This window comes from Novosphingobium sp. (genome assembly GCF_965228995.1).
Classification (GTDB): domain Bacteria; phylum Pseudomonadota; class Alphaproteobacteria; order Sphingomonadales; family Sphingomonadaceae; genus Novosphingobium.
The window spans coordinates 1,081,274-1,099,732 of sequence record NZ_OZ245852.1 but is presented as its reverse complement, the minus strand read 5'-3'; the positions used below and the strand labels follow the sequence as shown (position 1 = coordinate 1,099,732).

The following is an 18,459-nucleotide window of genomic DNA, read 5'->3' as shown; positions in this document are numbered from 1 at the left end:
CAAGCCCCCAAATACACGCCAGATCCGCCGCACTGCCGTCCCCCCGACAAAGTTCACTGAGTCATCAGTTCATCCTGAGCCAAAGCTGCCACATTCGGCCAGCGGGTATAAGGGGCTTCCTGTCCAGGATGGGCGTATCGCCGGCCCGCCGCACTTTCCTACCTTGCGCAAATCTGCGATTCGTCCCGGCCCTGCCTCGTTCGCCGGAACCAAGCCGCCATGCCAGCAGACACTTGCGCACGTCCGCAGCCCCTTGATCGACTGGAGCGATCAAAAGCGCGCAACTGATCGATTGGAATTATTCCTCAGGACAGTGTCAACTGTGTCAACCGTAAGGAATCCCGACAGGTCCGGGCACCTTCCTCAGGCTGGCGCTTCAGGCCGCCGTGGTCCGCGTCCCGAATCGGCCATGCTTGCGGAAACGGGTCATCCAGCGGTCGAGGAACAGCCCGAGCGGCCGCGCCTGCACGCCAAGCTCGGCAAGGCCCGGCAGCGTGCCGCTCGCCACGTTGCCCTGGCGGAGCAAGGTCCATTGGTCGCGGCTCATCGGCGCGCCGGGCAGCCAGCCGGTCAGCGTGGCGAACGCGGCCGAGATGCCATCCGGCAGTTCGATAAACCGCGTCGCGCGGCCCGCCGCCTTGGCGATGCGGCGGTTGAGATCGCCGATGGTGATCACTTCGGGCCCGCCCAGCTCGAACGTCTTGCCGGCAAAGTCTGCCGGCGCGGCGATCGCATTGGCCACGGCATCGGCAACATCGTCCACGAACACCGGCTGGAAGCGCGAATCGGGTGCGAACACCGGCATCACCGGCGCGCTGGCGATCAACCCCGCAAAGAGATTGATGAAGGCGTCATCCTCACCGAACACGACCGAGGGACGCAGCACAATGGCCTCGGGGAACGCCGCGAGCACCGCTGCCTCACCCGCAGCCTTGGTGCTGGCATAAGCCACGGAAGAACCTGCATCGGCACCGATCGCGGAAACATGGACGAAAGCCTTGGCACCCTTGGCGCGCGCAATGGCGGCAAGCTGCCCGGCGCCCGAACCCTGCACCGCATCGAGCTTGCCGGTGAACGCTCCGACAAGGTTCACCACCGCGTCGCAGCCCGTCAGCGCCACTTCGAGCGTGTGCGGCTTGGTCACGTCGACCGCAACGAGCTGGATCTTGCCAAGCCCACTGAGCGTCTTCAGCCGGTACCCGCGCTCGGGATGGCGGCTGCACACCCGCAGCCGCGCACCGCGCGCCAGCAGCGCCTGCGCCGCATGCGTGCCGATGAAGCCGCTCCCGCCCACCAGAGCGATCAGCTGCCCTTCGAGATCGTGCGCCATGTCCTTGCTCATGCGTCCGGTTCCATTTCCAGTTCGCGCGCCCCTTGCCACACCCGCGCCCCCCGGTTCAATGGTTTACGCCGCCTCATCGGTGCAAATGCAGACCGCGGTTGACAAGGGGGCAGACCGTGCCCTATCGGCGCGCTCCTACCCGGCGGTTGGCGCAGATGCCTCCCGCTACCGTGCCCAGATGGCGGAATTGGTAGACGCACCAGCTTCAGGTGCTGGCGCTCGCAAGGGCGTGGAGGTTCGAGTCCTCTTCTGGGCACCATTTTTTCGTAATTTCAATGATATAACCGGCCTTGCCGGAAGCGGTCACGGATCCGGAGAGATCAGGGTCAGGCGCGTCTCGCGTCCATCGATGAAGCGGACGGACTTGCCGTCGAAGAACGCATTCTCCTCGGCGCGGAAATCGACGCGCTGGTCGCCCCATTCGGGCACGGGTGCATATGTTGTCAGCTCGATCGACCATGCCGTGCTCGCATGGATCGCCGCCTCACCGCGCGGATCCGCGTTCTGGTTGTCCCAGAAGCCGATCGAAGGCCCCGCGCCGTGGCCGTGGAGGCCGATGGGATGCGAATAGATCGAAGGGTCAAGCCCGGCAGCCTTGGCCTCCACCAGCGCCCGGGCCAGCACCTCGTTGCCGCTGCGCCCGACCGCGAATTGGCGAAGGAGGATGTCCTGCAGGCGGTTGCTGTTCGCAAGGCCCTGCCTCAAGCCCGCCGGCGCCTCGGTCTCGCCCGGCTTCAGGACGTAGGCGAGGTGCTGGGTATCGGTGTTGAGCCTGAGGTAGGTGATCCCGAAATCAGTCCACAAGAGGTCACCGGGCCGGATCACCTCCGCGCCTTCGAGCATGCCCTTCACGCCCTGGCGCTGGATGCCAATGGATGGATGGAACCATGCATCGAGACCGAGTTGCAGCAGCCGGTCGCGATACCACCATTGCACGTCTTCAGCGGTCGTGACGCCGGGCGTGATGACCTTGCGCGAGAAAGCCTCGCCGATCACTGCGTGGGCCGTGCGCTCGATCACGGGATAGAGCGCCATCTCGGTGGGGGTGCGCGTCTCCAGCCAGCGGATGGCAAGCCCCTCGCCGCTGACGATCCGCTGGCGCATCGCGGACGGAAGGGCGGCGGTGAACTTGTCGTGCTGGCTCACCGTCATGCCATCGGCAAACTGGTGCAGGTCCGAAATGTTGACCGCGATCTTAGCCGGATTTTTCGCGGTGATGATGTCTGCCGCCGCCTGCCACTGGTCGGGCTGCTTCGCCGGATCCCATGCGGGCGCGAAAAGTCCGCCAAGGCCATAGCGGCTGACGGTGAGCCGCTCGACGGGCTTGCCGCCGCCCGGATCGTGGAAGATCAGGATCGTCCGCCGCCGCGCGTGCATGTTCTCGGCATCGAGCATCGAGGCGACGACCGGTTCCTCGAAATACTCGCGCGCGACCAGCAGCCACAGGTCGATGCCTTCCGCGCGCATGATCGCCGGGATCACCGTATCGAGCCGCTCGGCGAGGATGCGGTTCTCGGTCGCGGCCCGTTCGCGCGCAGACAGGATTGGGGGCACGGCGGGCGCCTGCTGTTCCGTCTCGCTCATGCCAATCGGAGCGGGCGCGCCAAGCGCCGGGACAGCAAGGAGCGCTGCCGCGGCTGCGGCGAGCAGAACCTTCACCCGGCCCGCTCCAGCGCGGCGCGGATCGTCTCGGCAATGCGGCCCATATGATCAGGCTCGATGATCAGCGGCGGGGAGAGCGCGATGATGTCACCCGTGACACGGATGAGCAGGCCCGCGCGGAAGCAATCGGTGAACACGTCGTAGGCGCGCGCGCCCGGCGCACCATCGCGCGAGGCCAGCTCGATCCCGCCGACGAGGCCGATGGTGCGCACGTCGATCACATGCGGCGCATCGCGCAGTCCGTGGAGCGTATCGGCCCAAAGCGGCGCCAGTTCCGCGCCGCGGGTCAGCAGGCCTTCGCGGGCATAGATATCGAGCGTGGCGATACCCGCCGCGCAGGCGACCGGGTGGCCGGAATAGGTATAGCCGTGGAACAGCTCGATGAGGTTTTCCGGCCCCTGCATCATCGCATCATGCACCGCGCGGCTGGCGAAAACGGCGCCCATCGGCAGGGTGCCGTTGGTGATGCCCTTGGCAGTGGTGATGAGATCGGGTGTCACGCCGAAGTAGTCCGCGCCGAACGGGGTGCCGAGGCGGCCGAAGCCGGTGATGACTTCATCGAAGATGAGCAGGATGCCGTGCCGCGTCGCAATTTCGCGCAGGCGTTCGAGATAGCCCTTGGGCGGCGGCAGCACGCCGGTGGAGCCCGCGACCGGTTCGACGATCACCGCCGCGATGGTCTCCGCGCCGTGGAGCTGGACCAGCCGTTCGAGATCGTCTGCCAGCTCCGCGCCGTGTTCGGGCAGGTCGCGGGTGAAGCGGTTGCGCGCCGGATCGTGGGTGTGGCGCATGTGATCGGTGCCGGGCAGGCTGGTGAACACGCGCCGGTTATTGAGAATGCCGCCGACCGAAACGCCGCCGAAGCCGACGCCGTGATAGCCCCGCTCGCGCCCGATGAAGCGGGTGCGGGTGCCCTGTCCGATCGCGCGCTGGTAGGCGAGCGCGATCTTGAGCGCGGTATCGACCGACTCAGAACCCGAGCCGGTGAAGAACACGCGGTCGAGCCCGGCGGGGGCGATTTCGGCAAGGCGGGTTGCGAAATCGAAGCCGATGGGATGGCCCATCTGGAAGGCCGGCGCGAAGTCCATCGTGCGGATCTGGTGCGAGACGGCGTCGGCGATCTCCTCCCGCCCGTGCCCGGCGTTGACGCACCACAGGCCCGCGGTGCCGTCCAGAATCTCGCGGTCGTCTGCCGAACGGTAGAACATCCCGCGCGCTTCGGCGAGGAGGCGGGGGCTGGACTTGAACTGGCGGTTGGCGGTGAAGGGCATCCACCAGGCGGCAAGGTCGGGCGTGTTCATCTGGGAGGGCTTTCCGGACGCGGTAAAACAAACCGGTGCACGGTGGCACGTTCCGCGGCAGTGTGGAAGCCTCAGACCAGTTTGTAGATCGCGAGCCGCACCGACGGCGGCTTGCTCTCCCCGGGCGCGACCGTTCCGGCAAAGATCAGCTGGTTGAGCCAGCCGTACTTGCCCATCGGTGCCTCGTAGCGCGGCGTGGTCATGGCATAGCGCTTGCCGTCCGCGCCCGGCACGGTCTGGATCAGGCCGCGGTTGGTGACCTTGATCTGGACCTTGTCGTCAGTCTCCATGCAGTAATCGGCGACGAGTTCGAGATAGCCATCGGCGCGCAGGAGCTGCCAGTCCGCGCCGCCGGGGAGGATGCGGCCGCGCAAGTCCTGCCCTTCGAAGCTGCCGCCGATGATCGGCACGAGGAACCGTTCGCCATAAGGCGTGGTGCCGTGGGAGACGCGCTCTTCAAGCAAGGCGACGGCGGTATAGACGAGGACCGCGCGCGGGCCGGCCGGGAGGTCTGCCGCCCGGGCAGCAGCGCCGCCTGCCAGAGCCGCGCCGCCCGCCGCCAGCCCGCCGAGCAGACCGCGCCGGTTCATCAAGCCACTTCGCGCAGCGCCGGCAGAGCGCAGACCGCATCGAGACCGAGCACATGGGCAACGCGCCCCAGCCCCATCCACACCGCGACGCAGAAGGCGAGATCGACGATCTCTTCATCGCTGAGCGCGGCCTTGTAGCGCGCCCAGAAGTCTTCATCCGCGGCGAGGCCCTGCGGATCGAGGCCGACTTTCTCGGCATATTCGATGGCGAGCTTCTCACGCTCCGAAAGGACGGCCGAGGTGCGCCATTCGTGCACGGCGGCGTAGAATGCCTCGTCCGGCGCGGGGCCGTTTGTGCGCTCGATATCGGGCCGATCGCGCAGCACGCGGAAGTTCTGGCAGAGCTGGCACCCGTTGATCAGCGCCGTGCGCATCCGCGCGCCTTCGAACAGGCGGGTGGGCAGCTTCGACATGCGGTAGGTGACATCGGAAAAGCCGAAAGCGGCGTTCACGATCTCGGGCGCATAATGCTCGGACAAGTGGCCGAGCGGGTTCTGGTGGTGGGCCTCGGGCAGAGCAACACGCATGGCATTCTCCTTATCTTATCGCCGCCATGAAACGCTGCGACGCGCCTCGCGACCACTCCTCAATCTGACAGGCGGCGCGGGGCCAAGTTGACACAGTTGACACAGTCCTGAGGAATAATTGCAATCGATCAGTGCGGAGGCATTGATCGATTGCAGCGATCACTGGGCGGCGGGATTGGGCGAAAAAGTGCGGCAAAGCGGGCGATTCCGGCTGCGGGGGACGGGCGGGCAGGATCATGCCGCAAGGGGGTGGCTGTAGGACAGCGATTTATAAATAACAGACGCGTCTGTTATTTATTTTCGGAAAAGTGCTTGTCTGTGGGGTTGATGGTTTGAGAATGGGGGTCGGAATGCACGGAATTGGGTTGGGCGAACAACATGGAGTGGTGGTGCTTATGGGATTTGCACGTGTATTGAAGGGCAAACGCAATCTGATGGCGGAGCGTGATCGACATGGCCAAGGGTGTTTTCGTTCATCGAACTGACTCGATCTATGACGACAGCCCTGCCGAGCGATATCAGTTCCCCCGTCAATATCTCAGCCGAGCCAGCGCCTGCATTGGCGACTGGATTATCTACTACGAGCCGAGCAAAGTTCGCGATACGCGCGGATACTTTGCAGCGGCGAAGGTAGCAAATGTTGTAGCGGATCCAACCGGCAAGGATATGTTCCTCGCCCTGATCGAACCCGGCACTTATCTCGATTTCCCAAACCACGTCCCCTTCAACGGTTCGCTAGGGCTCGTCGAACGCGGCGTCTTGAACGATCAAGGCAAGATTTCTGGCAGAGCTCAGTCTGCGGTCCGCCCGCTATCGGCGGCAGACTTCAACCTCATCATCGATATTGGGCTTGCTGAAGATGAGGACTTCCTGCCGAGGATCGACGAAACTGTCGACAACGTACTGCACGAAGAACGCGCACCGTTTGAGTTCGAGATCGAACGTTCTCGTGTAGCCAATTTAGGTTCGCGGCTGGTCCGAGACCGATTGTTCCGCCGACGCGTGGTCGAAGCTTACGATGCACGCTGTGCCTTGACCGGATTGAAGCTGATTAACGGAGGTGGTCGCGCGGAGGTAGAAGCAGCGCATATCCGGCCGGTAGATCGGGGTGGGCCCGATATTGTTACCAACGGGATTGCACTTTCAGGAACCGTGCATTGGATGTTTGATCGGGGGCTAATTGGTCTCTCGGACGATCTGCAGATTCTTGTGAGCCGCCAAGTGAACGACCCGCACGGTATCAGTTCCTTACTCAACAAATCCGGCTTTGCGATCCAGCCAAAGCGTCCGCTCGATCGACCGCATCCGGCATTCCTCGCGTGGCATCGCGAATATTGCTTCAAGCACTGACCTCGCTGCATCAGTGCGTCTAGGGTCAGGACCTATAAAGCGCGCCTTCGAGGCGCTGGAATGGCGAACATATCAGGCGGAAATTCACGCCGGGAAGGCTGGTTGCCTTTCCAAGTGAATTTCCGTCTGAGATGGAAGCCATTCCAGCGTCCTGCAGGATTTGACCAAAATGGCCCATTGCTTCGTCAGGAAGCCTTGAAATATTGACATATTCCTGCGGCTTCCTTCCTAGCACTGAGCCATTTTGCCTCAAACCTCGAAGGCGCGGTTAATAGGTCCTGACTCTAGCTTTGCGCTCCCTTGCCCCCCCTTCGTCAATGGAATGACGGGGTGGTTTTGTGAGGCCTCAGAAAGGACTGGGGTTGCAAAGGCAATCGCTCTTGCCAGCTGAAGGTTCTCTTTCTGGCTTTGGCTGGGAGCTCACCGGGCTCGCTCCTCTGACCTTCAATATGTTCACAATGAGCGGGTGCCATCCCCTTGGCCGGGAAGAGATCACCCCTCCGTCATCGGCTGCGCCGATGCCACCTCCCCATTTGTGCGTTCCGCAAAAATGGAGAGGATCTGTTGGGCGGCGCAAGCCGATTAGCGCAATTCCAACCCCGCCTTCGCCGCCAGCCTGCGCGATCTTCAGGTTTGCAAGGCTTCATTAGCCATACCTTAGTGACATCCAGCTACCACTGCGGCGGTAGACCACCGGTGGAATGAGGGCCTAGTGTAGTGAGAGACGTCAGCACCGGGGGCAATGTCGCGGCATTGCGGGATGGCGCGCCGCATACCGCTGCGAGCTGGCCCTGGCTTGTGCTTGCGGTGTGGCTGGTGATGGCGGTTCTGCTGCTCATCGTCAGTGCCGGGGCCATTGCGGCGGTGCGGTTTACCGATCCCGACGATGCGCTGCGGCTGGTGCAAGTGCGCGACTGGCTGGGTGGGCAAAGCTGGTTCGATGTGCATCAGTACCGCATTGCCGCGCCCGAAGGCGTGCTGATGCATTGGTCGCGGCTGGTCGATGTGCCGCTGGCCGCGATGATCGTGCTCCTGCGGCCGCTGGTGGGCACGGCGCAGGCCGAGCTGATCACGCTGGTCACGGTGCCGCTGCTCACCCTGCTGATTACCTTGATGCTGGTCGGGCGGCTGACGGCGCGATTCTACAATGGCGAAGCGGTTGTCATGGTCTGCCTTGTCACCAGCTTCGGATTGCAGCTGCTGTTTCAGATGACCCCGCTGCGGATCGATCATCATGGCTGGCAAGTGGTGCTGGCGCTGGTCGCCGTGAACGGGCTGGCGGCGCGCGATGCGGTGCGTGGCGGGCTGATCATCGGCATCGCGCTGGCGGCGCTGCTGGCCGTCTCGATCGAGGGCCTGCCGATCACTGCGGTGTTTCTGGGCGTGCTGGCCTTGCGCGGGCTGTTTGAACCGGCGCGGCGCCCGTTCGCCGGTTTTGCGGCGGCGGCTTCCGCGCTGGCACTGGCCAGTGGCGCGATCTTCCTCGGCACGCGCGGCATGGCCGATCTCGTCACGCATTGCGATCAGATTTCACCGGTGCATCTGGCGCTGCTTGCGATCGTTGCGCTGGGCGGCGCGGGGCTGGCGCTGAAGGCGCCGCAGCGCTGGCCCGCGGTGCTGGGAGCGTTCGCGGTGATTGGCGGGGTGACACTGGCGAGCGCCTGGCTCAGCCTGCCGCAATGCCGCGGCGGGGCTTTCTCCATGCTCGATCCGCTGGTTTACCGGTTGTGGTACGGACATGTGACCGAGGGCCTGCCGGTCTGGGAACTGCCGCTGCCGATGGCGCTCGAAACCGTGGGTTTGCCGCTGGTGGGCCTGTTTGCCTCGGCGCTGTTGTGGCGTGATGCGGCCAGCGCCGCCGAGAAGGCGTGGTGGCGCGATCACGCGCTGCTGGTGGCCGGGGCGCTGGCGATCGCGATCCTGTTTCAGCGCGCATCGGCCACGGCTTCGGGCATTGCCGCCTTGTCGACCGGGGTGCTGATCATGCGTTGGCTGATTGCCTTGCGCACGCAGCGGCCGCTGCGCCGCGGTGCGGGCTATCTGGTCATTCTGGCGATGCTGTTGCCGCCGATGCCGCTGCTGGCGTGGACTTTGCTCTCCGCCCCGTTTGCGCCGGCCGCCGGACCAGCCGCGCGGCAAGCGCCCGGGGGCAAATGCGACTATGCGATGGCGGGGCGCGCGCTCGACACGCTGCCTGCGACCGATATCCTGATGCCGCTCGATATCGGCGCGTTCATTCTGGCCCGCTCACACCAGCGGGTGGTTGCCACCGACCACCATCGCGGCGCGGCTGCCATGCACGATGTGGTGAGCGCGTTCGTGGGCAGTGCCGACGAGGCCCATGCGATGATCCGCCGCCGCCAGGTCACGCTGATCGTGGTCTGCCCCAATGTGGGCGAACCGGCGACGTACCGGCTCTACGCCCCGCACGGCTTCATGGCGCAATTGCTGGATAACCAGACCCCGGACTGGCTGCAGAAGGTTGATCTGGCACCGGGCAGCAACATGCTGTTCTGGAAAGTGCGCGGTTGAGGATCGAACGGATCAGCCCCGCGTCTTGAGGCGGAGGCTGTCCCAGCTGATATCGCCCGTCCAGCCGCCGTCTACGGGGAGGCTGACGCCGTTGATGAAGGCGGCGGCGCCTGAGGCGAGGAAGGTGATGGCCTCCGCCACATCTTCGGGCATGGCGAAGCGGGCCATCGGCACACGGTTCACGATATCGGTATCGTCATAGGCGCCCGAGCCCATGTCCTTGACGTCCATCTCGGTCTTGATCCAGCCGGGGCAGACCGCGTTGACGCGCACGCCCCGGCCGCCCCATTCGCCCGCGAGAGTGCGGGTGAGGCCGATGAGGCCGTGCTTGGAGGTGTTGTAGGCCGAGCGGTGGATCACGCCGCCAAGGCCCGCGACCGAGGCGACGTTGACGATGGAGCCCTTGCCCGCGGAGAGCATCTGGCGGCCGAACGCGCGGCAGAGGAGGAAGGGGCCCTGCAAGTTCACCGCCATCATCTTCTGCCACTGATCGAGCGTGGTATCTTCCGCCGGCTGAATCAGGCTGATGCCGGCGTTGTTGACGAGGACCTGCGCGCCGCCGAAATCGGCGGCGACGCGGGCGGCCATGTCTTCGACGAAGGCTTCGCTGGAGACATCACCGCTGATGCCGATGGCCGCCGCGCCGATGGCGGCGGCCTGCGCGGACACGTCCTGCATATCGGTAAGGACGACGCGGTAGCCTGCAGCGGCGAGGCGGCGGGCGGTAACAAGGCCGAGGCCCTGCGCGGCGCCGGTGACGATGGCGGTGTTCATTTGGATTCCTTTGTCGAGAAGAAGGCGGGATATTCCGAGCGCCAGAAATCGCAACGGTACTCGGCCCAGGCATCGACCGGGCGGACGGCGCCGGGTTCGAAGCGCATGACCTGGCCGGACGGCCAATCGGCGGCGGGCGGTTTGCCGCGCATGAAGGCGGCCCATGTCGTGACGATGGCATCTGCCAGCGCCTGCGAGGCGGGGGCGAGATCGGGGGCAGTCACGGCGGCGGTGTTGGAGAAATTGGGGAACAGGGCGTTGAGCTCGGCCGAATGGACGGCGCCGAGGTTGAAACCGGGTTCGGGGAGGATCGGGATCGAAACGCCGCGCACGGGGGCAGTGCGATCCGCATATTCCCACTGGAACGCGCCAAGCAGGCGGCCGCTTTCGATTTCGAGGCAATGGGTGATGCCGAGGCCGGGCATGAAGTCCGTCATCAGCGAGCCCAAGGTTTCGGCGGGGTGTTCGCCGGGTTTGAGGGGGTAGCGCGCGAGGACCCTGTCCGCCTTGTCGCCATAGATGGCGCGGACGGCAGACGGGTAGGTTTCGGGGGTGATCTTTGCGCCGCCCTGCACATCATAGCCGACGTAGAGGCGCATTTCGTCGCGGGTGAAGCCGTTGAGGACGGGGACGCGGAGGAATTGGCCCGCCTGCAGGGCAGCGAGGGTGGGACGCGGGACAGTGGGGTTGCCGGTGAAGGGGGCGAAGGCGAGGAGTTCGCCGCTCGCCGCGCGGGCACCGGCAGCGATCAGGGCCTGCGCGTCGATGGCCTTGAGGCAGGTGAGCGCTGTGGCGGAATCGGGGCAGCCGGCTTCCTTCGCGACTTTGGCGGCGAAGGCTTCGGCCTCGGGAAGCGTGCGCAGGGGTGTGCCGCAAGCGCCGCTCTGGATGATGGCGCGGTGGAACAGGCCACGCGTTTGCTCCGGCGCCATGAGCTGCATGCAAACCGAAGCGGCACCGGCGGATTCGCCCGCGAGCGTGATGTTCTCAGGGTCGCCGCCGAAGGCCGCGATGTTGGCCTTGATCCAGCGCAGGGCAAGGCGCTGGTCTTCAAGGCCGAGGACATGGCCCGCGCCCGATGTCCCAGCAGGCGGGGCCATGAAACCGAACACGCCGAGGCGGTAGTTCACGCTGACGACGACGGCATCCAGCCCACGCGCGAGCCGGTCCAGCCGGTACAGCGAGGCAGCGCCGCCGACAAAGGCGCCGCCGTGGAGCCACACCAGCACCGGGCGCGGGGCGGCGGTTTTGGCGGTGGGCAGGCTCACGTTGAGCGTGAGGCAGTTTTCCGCATCGCTGCGTTCGGTAATGCCGTAGCGTGCGGCCTGCGGACAGGCACCGCCGAAGTGCATGGCGGGGAGGACATTGGTCCAGGGGGCGGCAGGTTGTGGCAGGCTCCAGCGGGCATCGCCGGAAACGGGGCCGGCATAGGGGATGCCGCGAAATTCGAGCGCGCCATTGCGGACGAAGCCTTCGACCTTGCCCGAGGCGGTGCTGACAATCTCGCCCTGCGGCGCGGACTGGGCAGCGAGCGGGGCAGCGCCAAGCAGAAGCACAGCGAGAGCGACAAGGGCGCAGCCAAGTTTCCGGATCATATTCCCCCCACGCGTTTCGCGCCTGTTGGTACGCACGGGGGCCGGAGTTGCAACCCTTGCCGATTGCGCTGTCATTTTTGAGGGCCGCCAATTTGAGGCAGGTCAAAGCCTGCGCGGGGCACGGTGCGTCATCATCCACATCGGAAGAGGAGACGGCACATGGTCGAGACGCTGACGGGGACGAACCGGTCCAAGGGCATCACGTATGACGCGCTGCTGGACATGGATACCCACGCGGTGCCGGCGCGGCTGCGCGAGGAGAGCCCGCTGCCGCCGGGGCCGACGATTGTCGATCCGAGCATCTACCATTCGCGCGATTTCTTCGATCTCGAGGTCGAGCGGCTGTGGAAGCGGGTGTGGCAAATGGCCTGCCACGAGGACGATATCCCGAACGTGGGGGACAGCCATGTCTATGACATTGCGCATCTTTCCTACATCGTGGTGCGCACCGGGCCGGACGAGATCAAGGCCTTCCCCAACGCCTGCCTCCACCGCGGGCGCGCGCTGCTGACGGAGAACAGCGCCGGGATGCACGAGTTCCGCTGCCCGTTCCACGGCTGGGCGTGGAAGATCGACGGCGCGCTCAAGGAAGTGCCGTGCCAGTGGGACTTCCCCTCGGTCAGCGCGAAAACGCACAGCCTGCCGCCAGTGCGGGTGGGGCGCTGGGGCGGCTGGGTGTTCATCAACCCGGATGACAACGCACAGCCCTTCGCGGACTTCCTCGGCGATATCGACCGGCACTTCCAGCCGATCCCGTTCGAGCGGCGCTACAAGGCGGTGCACGTGGCGAAGAAGCTGCGCTGCAACTGGAAGGTGGCGCAGGAGGCGTTCATGGAGGCCTACCACGTGGTGGCGACGCACCCGACGCTGCTCGACGTGATGGGTGATGCCAATTCGAAGTACGATGTGTTCGGCAACATGTCGCGCGCGATCTCGCCCAATGGCCTGCTCAGCCCCCACGTGAACCCCGCGCTGGTGGCAGACCCGCTGGAGGGCGCCAAGACGTACGCCAAGGTGCGCCATGCGCTTTCCGGCGATGTCTATGAACGGCTGGGCGAGGACCGTGTGCAAGTGACGGCGCGCGACGGGCGCGTCGGGATCTTCGACCATCAGGCGCACCATATCGAAGGCGCGCTCGATCATGCCGATGTGCAGCTGTGCGACTGGGTCGGCGGGCGGCTGCCGGAAGGGTGGGAGCTGCAGGAGGACCACACGACGTCCGGCCCGGTGCCCGACCGCCGCAAGGCCATGGCGGACGCGGCGCGCGAGCATTGGCGGGGGGTGCTGGGCGACGAGGTCGACACGCTTTCGGACGCCGAGTTCGTCGATACGATCTACTACAACCTCTTCCCCAACATCAGCCCGTGGGGGTGCCTCAATCCGATCTTCTACCGGTTCCGCCCGCTGGGCGACAATCCGGAGGAATGCATCCACGAGACGATGTTCATGATGCCGGTGAAGTTGGGCGAGGCGCGCCCGGCCCCGGCGAAAGTGCACTGGCTCGATTTCGACGACGACTATTGCGACGCCGAGGAGCTGGGCATGCTGGCCAAGGTGTTCAACCAGGACGTGGTCAACCTGCCGCACGTGCAGCGGGGCATGAAATCGATCAAATCGAAGGAGATCGTGTTCGCGAATTATGGCGAAACGAAGATTCGGCATTTCCACATGCTGCTGAACGAGCAATTGGCGAGATAAGCCGCGACAAGCAAAAATGACAATTGCAGGCAGGGCTGCCGGAGATCACTCTGACACGGAAAATGCCTGCCCCGGGATTCGAGGATAAGACCATGTCACGTGAACAGCTGATCGAAATGACCCGTTCGCTTATCGCCCATGGCGATGCCGGGACGATGGAACTCGCAGACGAAGTCGTGCGCATTCCCGCCTCGACCTACACCGATGAGGCGCTGTTCGAGCGCGAGAAGAAGCAGATTTTCCGCCGCCTGCCGCTGATGGTCGCGCCTTCGTGCGAGATCCCCAATCCGGGCGACTACAAGGCGATGGACATTGCCGGCGTGCCGCTGCTGCTCACCCGCCAGCGCGATGGCAGCGTCGGCGCGTTCCTCAACATGTGCACGCACCGCGGCAACCCGGTTGCTTCGGGCAGCGGCAATGCCAACCGGTTCACTTGCGGTTACCACGGCTGGACCTTCAAGAACGACGGCGACCTGATCGGCGTCGCCAGCCCGCAGGACTTCGGCGCGGTGGACAAGGCAGCGCTCTGCCTCACCCGCTTCCCGGTCTACGAAAGCGCAGGCCTGATCTGGGCGACGCTTGATCCGGGTTCCAAGCTTTCGATTGCCGACTACCTGTGCGGCTATGACGAGCTGCTGAAAGCCTTCGGATTCGACGACTGGTACCTGTTCAGCCAGCGCACGCTTTCGGGGCCGAACTGGAAGACCGCCTATGACGGCTACCTCGATTTCTACCACCTGCCGGTGCTCCATGCGAACACGTTCGGTTCGGATTTCTACAACCGCGCCAACTACTTCGAGTTCGGGCCGCACCAGCGCCTCTCGACTCCTTCGAAGTTCGCGATCAAGGTTTCCTCGGGCGATGACCGCCAGATCGACCTCAGCCAGCTGAACGACGACGAGATTTCCGACGACGTGCTGGTACAGGGCGTGTGGACGATCTTCCCGCACATCTCGATCGCCAGCTTCTACGGCGGCGGCCTGCGCGGCGCGATGATCAGCCAGCTGTTCCCGGGCGACAAGGTGGGCGAGAGCTACACCACCCAGTTCTACGTGATGGAGAAGAAGCCTTCGGACGAAGTGGCGATCAAGGCGGCGCACGAACAGTTCGACTTCCTCGAGATCGTGGTGCGCGACGAGGACTACAAGACCGGCAAGCGCCAGCACGAGGCGCTGCAGAGCGGGCTGATGAAGGAAGTGCTGTTTGGCCGCAACGAGCGGGGCGGCCAGGTCTTCCACACCTGGGCGGCAAAGCTGCTGGATGCCAGCGACGATGACCTGGTGGAGATCTTCGCCCGCGAAGCGCAGCGCGAAGCAGCGGAATGATCCTGATGGCTGCGGCGATTGCGCCGCAGCCGCCGCTGCCATAGGCTGACCCTCCTCGGGGCACGAGGGGGGACATCATGCGCATCTATCGAATACTTGGGCTGGCGCTGCTGGCAGGTGGAGCGGCCACGGCGGCGACCACGCTGCACCGCGTGCCCGCCTCTGACGCGGCTGCGCTTGCCATGCTCGATCCCTCGCGGCTCGCGGCGGCGGCTTGTGCGGAGCGGGCTCGGTCCAGCCCTCCGATCCTGCTGCGGCGATTGCAGCAGGCGGCAGCGCTGATAGGGCCAGAATCGAAAGCGGTCGTGCCGGGCAAGTTCCCGCTCTATGGCGGGGTGCCGCGGTCTGCGCTGGAGCCGGGCGGGCTGACCGCCGAGGCGCGGCCGTGGTTCGATCAGGGCATCGAGATGGCCTACAACTTCAACCATGCGGCAGCGGTCGCCTCGTTCCGCAAGGCGCAGGCGCTCGCGCCGGGCTGCGCGCTGTGCTTCTGGGGCGAGGCACTGGTCCAGGGGCCGAACATCAACGCGCCGATGGAAGCCAAGGCGCTGGCGCCGACGCTGAATGCGCTGGCCAAGGCGCAGGCTTTGGCCGGGAATGCTCCGCCGCTGGACCGGGCGCTGATCGGGGCGCTGGCGGCGCGCTATTCGGCTGATCCCAAGGCCGACCGCGCTGCGATGGATGCGGCTTATGCCGATGCCATGCTGGGCCTTGCGGCGGCGCATCCGGGCAATGACGAGATCGCCGTGCTCGCGGCCGAGGCGGCGATGGACACGAGCCCGTGGAACTATTGGCAGCCGGGCCGCAGCGAACCGCGCACGCGGATCGACAAGGCGGTTGCGCTGGTCGAGGATGTGCTGGCGCGGCATCCCGGCCATCAGGAAGCGGCGCATCTCTATATCCACCTGATGGAAAACTACGTCAGCCCCGCGCGCGCGGAAAAGGCGGCGGATGCGCTGGCGATGAGTGCGATGCCCGAGGCGGGGCACCTCGTGCACATGCCGGGGCACATCTACTACCGGATCGGGCGCTACAAGGATTCGATCCGCGCAAACGTGGCCGCGGCGAAATCGGACGAGGCCTATCTGGCGCGGGTGCCGGACGACGGGATGTATCGCTACGGATACTACCCGCACAACGTCCACTTCATCGTGACGTCGGCGCAGCAGGCGGGGGATCTCGGGCTGGCGGTGGCGCAGGCGCGCAAGCTGATGCGGATCATCCCCGAGGACAAGGCGGTCGAGCTCGGCTGGATCCAGGCCGTGGTCGCCGCGTCTTCCTTCGCCTTCGCGCAAGGGGGAACTCCGGCGCAGATCCTGGGCCTGCCCAAGCCCACGCCGCGCCTGCCCTATGTGCTGGCGATGTGGCACTACGCGCGCGGGGTGGCCTATGCGCGGCTGAACCGTCCGGCGGCTCTGGAGGCGGAACTGGCGGCGATGGACCGGCTGACCGCCGATCCGGGGATCAAGGTGCTGGAAGGCACGGGCGTGCCGGGGACGGACCTCATCCATCTGGCGCAGCACGTGATGCGCGGACGGCTGGCCTTTGCCCGCAAGGATTTCGGCAAGGCCGCCGAGGAATACCGCGCCGCGCAGGCGATCGAGGGGACGATCCCGTATCAGGAGCCGCCTTACTGGTACTATCCGGTGGGCCAGTCGCTGGGGGCGGCGCTGCTGGCGGGCGGCAAGGCAGCCGAGGCGCGCGATGCGTTTCATCAGGCTCTGCTGGTGGCGCCGGGCAATGGCTGGGCGCTGTGGGGTCTGGCGCAGAGCGAATTGGCGTTGGGGCACAAGCTGGAAGCGCGCGCGGCGGAAGCGGCGCTGGACAGGGCGTGGCTGGGGGACCGGCGGTTGCTGACGCTCGAGCGGCTATAGGCCCCTCCGACCCGCCTGCGGCGAGGATCTGAGTGCGCAAACGGTTCGTCACCCCTGCGAAGGGGGGGGGGGCCAGAGCAGAAGGACGCAGGTGTTGCGACTGGCCGCTCTGGATTCCCGCCTGCGCGGGAATGACGAAGTTGATGGGGTTTGGTCGGGGCTCAGTCCGTCCTAGCCGTCCTTGTAGTAGTAGCTGTAGCCGTTGATCGCGGGCGCGCCGCCGAGGTGAGCATAGAGCACCCGGCTGCCTTCGGGGAAGAAGCCCTTGCGCGTCAGGTCGATCATGCCCTGCATCGATTTGCCCTCGTAGACCGGATCGGTGATCATGGCTTCGGTGCGGGCGGCGAGGCGGATGGCCGCGTTGGTTTCTTCGGAAGGGACACCGTAGGCCGGGTAGGCGTAGTCCGGGTTGATGACGATCTCGTCCTCGCGGATGGGGCGGCCGAGGCCGACCAGTTCGGCGGTGGTGTCCACGATGGAGCGGACCTGATCGCGGGTCTGCTCGAGCGTGCCGGACGCATCGATGCCGATGACGGTGTGGGCGCGGTCCTGCGCCGCGAAGCCGACGATCATGCCGCCTTGTGTGGAGCCGGTGACGACGCAGACGACGATGTAATCGAACCGGAAGCCAAGCGCCGCCTCTTGCGCCGCGACTTCCTCGGCAAAGCCGACGTAGCCGAGTGCGCCGAACTTGTGGACCGAGGCGCCGGCGGGGATCGGATAGGGCTTGCCGCCTGCCGCCTTGACGCTTTCGATCGCGTCCTCCCAGCTCTGGCGGATGCCGATGTCGAACCCGTCTTCCACCAGCCGGCTGTCCGCGCCCATCAGGCGCGTGAGCAGGATATTGCCGACGCGGTCGTAGACGGCGTCATAATGCGGCACCCACTTTTCCTGCACGACGACGCACTTCATACCGAGTTTGGCGGCGGTGGCGGCGACCATGCGGGTGTGGTTCGATTGCACGCCGCCGATGGAAACCAGCGTGTCCGCGCCCGAGGCGATGGCATCGGGGACGATGTATTCAAGCTTGCGCAGCTTGTTGCCGCCGAACGCGAGGCCGGAATTGCAATCATCGCGCTTGGCCCAGATCTCGACCTTGCCGCCGAGTGCCTCGCTGAGGCGGGGGAGATGCTCGATGGGGGTGGGGCCATAAGTGAGCGGGTAGCGTTCGAATTTGGCGAGGAGGGACATGGTGGCTCCGGGTGGCGTTTGATTCGGACCGGAAGCTAATGCAAAGTCTGCGGAAGGTGCTTGCAATCTTGGGGACTTGATTGACTTCAATCGGGATTGATTACCTGTTTGTTTCGCAATTTATCCGCTATCAGCACATATCATGAAAGAACCTTCCATTGAGCTTGACCGGATCGACCGCAACCTGCTGCGTCTGCTGCAGGCGGACGGGCGGCGGTCCAACCAGGAACTGGCCGAGGCGGCCAACGTGAGCCCGGCGACCTGCCACCGGCGCGTGGCGCGGCTGGTGGAAGCGGGCGCGATCACCGGGTTCCGGGGCGCGGTCGATCCGGGCGTGGTGGGGCTCGGCACGCTGGTTATGGTGGGCGTGGTGCTGGATCGTTCGACGCCGGAAAGCTTCGCCGCGTTCGAGGGCGCGGTGGTGGGGATGAAGGAAGTGCTCGATTGCAATCTGGTGGCGGGGGACTTCGACTATCTGCTGAAGATCAGGGTGCGCGATATCGCCGATTTCAACGCGCTCCACGGCCAGCGGCTGCTGACACTGCCGGGGGTGCGCCAGACGCGCACGTTCTTCGTGATGAAGGAAGTGAAGGAGAATGCGCCGCTGGGGTTTTAAGGGGGGGTGCCTGCGCTGTGCGGAGAGCCACCACCCCCAACCCCCTCCTCTGAAGAGGAGGGGGCTCTCTTGTGAAACACGG

14 protein-coding genes and 1 tRNA gene are annotated in these 18,459 nt (G+C 65.4%); 7 read left to right on the top strand and 8 right to left on the bottom strand.

What is annotated here, in order from left to right:
• Positions 1-376: 376 nt before the first annotated feature.
• Positions 377-1,342: a complex I NDUFA9 subunit family protein gene (locus ACO056_RS05065; RefSeq protein WP_421852753.1), complete on the bottom strand. Its 966-nt coding sequence runs from the start codon at positions 1,340-1,342 to the stop codon at positions 377-379.
• A 172-nt stretch (positions 1,343-1,514) separates the two neighbouring features.
• Here ACO056_RS05065 and ACO056_RS05060 point away from each other — a divergent pair.
• Positions 1,515-1,601 (top strand) — tRNA-Leu (locus ACO056_RS05060).
• Positions 1,602-1,645: 44 nt separating this feature from the next.
• Here the strand turns inward: ACO056_RS05060 and ACO056_RS05055 are convergent.
• From ACO056_RS05055 to ACO056_RS05040, 4 genes are all read right to left on the bottom strand, one after another.
• Positions 1,646-3,001: a M24 family metallopeptidase gene (locus ACO056_RS05055; protein ID WP_421852750.1), complete on the bottom strand. Its 1,356-nt coding sequence runs from the start codon at positions 2,999-3,001 to the stop codon at positions 1,646-1,648.
• Entirely contained in the window at positions 2,998-4,305 is a 1,308-nt protein-coding gene (locus ACO056_RS05050; RefSeq protein ID WP_421852747.1) for an aspartate aminotransferase family protein, read from the bottom strand. The genes ACO056_RS05055 and ACO056_RS05050 overlap by 4 nt, the downstream gene beginning before the upstream one ends.
• Before the next feature lie 71 nt (positions 4,306-4,376).
• Positions 4,377-4,895, bottom strand: coding sequence for a DUF3237 family protein (locus tag ACO056_RS05045; RefSeq protein WP_421852744.1), 519 nt, complete (start codon positions 4,893-4,895; stop codon positions 4,377-4,379).
• A complete protein-coding gene (locus tag ACO056_RS05040; protein WP_421852741.1) occupies positions 4,895-5,422 on the bottom strand; it encodes a carboxymuconolactone decarboxylase family protein in 528 nt (175 codons plus the stop codon). The genes ACO056_RS05045 and ACO056_RS05040 overlap by 1 nt, the downstream gene beginning before the upstream one ends.
• A 453-nt stretch (positions 5,423-5,875) precedes the next feature.
• On the opposite strand from ACO056_RS05040, the gene ACO056_RS05035 reads away from it, so the two are divergent.
• Complete coding sequence (locus ACO056_RS05035; protein WP_421852738.1) at positions 5,876-6,772, top strand: HNH endonuclease; 897 nt, start codon at positions 5,876-5,878, stop codon at positions 6,770-6,772.
• A 717-nt stretch (positions 6,773-7,489) separates the two neighbouring features.
• Positions 7,490-9,304 carry a hypothetical protein gene (locus ACO056_RS05030; RefSeq protein ID WP_421852735.1) on the top strand — a complete coding sequence of 605 codons (1,815 nt, stop codon included), beginning with the start codon at positions 7,490-7,492 and terminating at the stop codon, positions 9,302-9,304.
• A gap of 12 nt (positions 9,305-9,316) precedes the next feature.
• On the opposite strand, the gene ACO056_RS05025 is transcribed toward ACO056_RS05030, so the two are convergent.
• Positions 9,317-10,078, bottom strand: a complete 762-nt coding sequence (locus tag ACO056_RS05025) for an SDR family NAD(P)-dependent oxidoreductase (protein WP_421852732.1) — start codon at positions 10,076-10,078, stop codon at positions 9,317-9,319.
• Positions 10,075-11,673 (bottom strand): carboxylesterase/lipase family protein, encoded by a 1,599-nt coding sequence (locus ACO056_RS05020; protein ID WP_421852729.1) that lies wholly within the window; start codon positions 11,671-11,673, stop codon positions 10,075-10,077. The genes ACO056_RS05025 and ACO056_RS05020 overlap by 4 nt, the downstream gene beginning before the upstream one ends.
• Positions 11,674-11,832: 159 nt before the next feature.
• On the opposite strand from ACO056_RS05020, the gene ACO056_RS05015 reads away from it, so the two are divergent.
• The 3 genes from ACO056_RS05015 (at position 11,833) to ACO056_RS05005 (ending at position 16,570) form a co-directional block, all read left to right on the top strand.
• Positions 11,833-13,371 (top strand): aromatic ring-hydroxylating oxygenase subunit alpha, encoded by a 1,539-nt coding sequence (locus tag ACO056_RS05015; protein ID WP_421852726.1) that lies wholly within the window; start codon positions 11,833-11,835, stop codon positions 13,369-13,371.
• A gap of 92 nt (positions 13,372-13,463) precedes the next feature.
• The gene (locus tag ACO056_RS05010; protein WP_421852723.1) at positions 13,464-14,696 is read left to right on the top strand and encodes an aromatic ring-hydroxylating oxygenase subunit alpha; all 1,233 of its coding nucleotides are present in this window, start codon (positions 13,464-13,466) and stop codon (positions 14,694-14,696) included.
• A gap of 77 nt (positions 14,697-14,773) precedes the next feature.
• Positions 14,774-16,570, top strand: a complete 1,797-nt coding sequence (locus tag ACO056_RS05005) for a hypothetical protein (protein WP_421852720.1) — start codon at positions 14,774-14,776, stop codon at positions 16,568-16,570.
• A gap of 171 nt (positions 16,571-16,741) precedes the next feature.
• Here the strand turns inward: ACO056_RS05005 and ACO056_RS05000 are convergent, their stop codons facing one another.
• Entirely contained in the window at positions 16,742-17,761 is a 1,020-nt protein-coding gene (locus ACO056_RS05000) for a 1-aminocyclopropane-1-carboxylate deaminase (RefSeq protein ID WP_421852717.1), read from the bottom strand.
• 142 nt (positions 17,762-17,903) lie between these two features.
• On the opposite strand from ACO056_RS05000, the gene ACO056_RS04995 reads away from it, so the two are divergent.
• Entirely contained in the window at positions 17,904-18,377 is a 474-nt protein-coding gene (locus ACO056_RS04995) for an Lrp/AsnC family transcriptional regulator (RefSeq protein WP_421852714.1), read from the top strand.
• Positions 18,378-18,459: the final 82 nt, after the last annotated feature.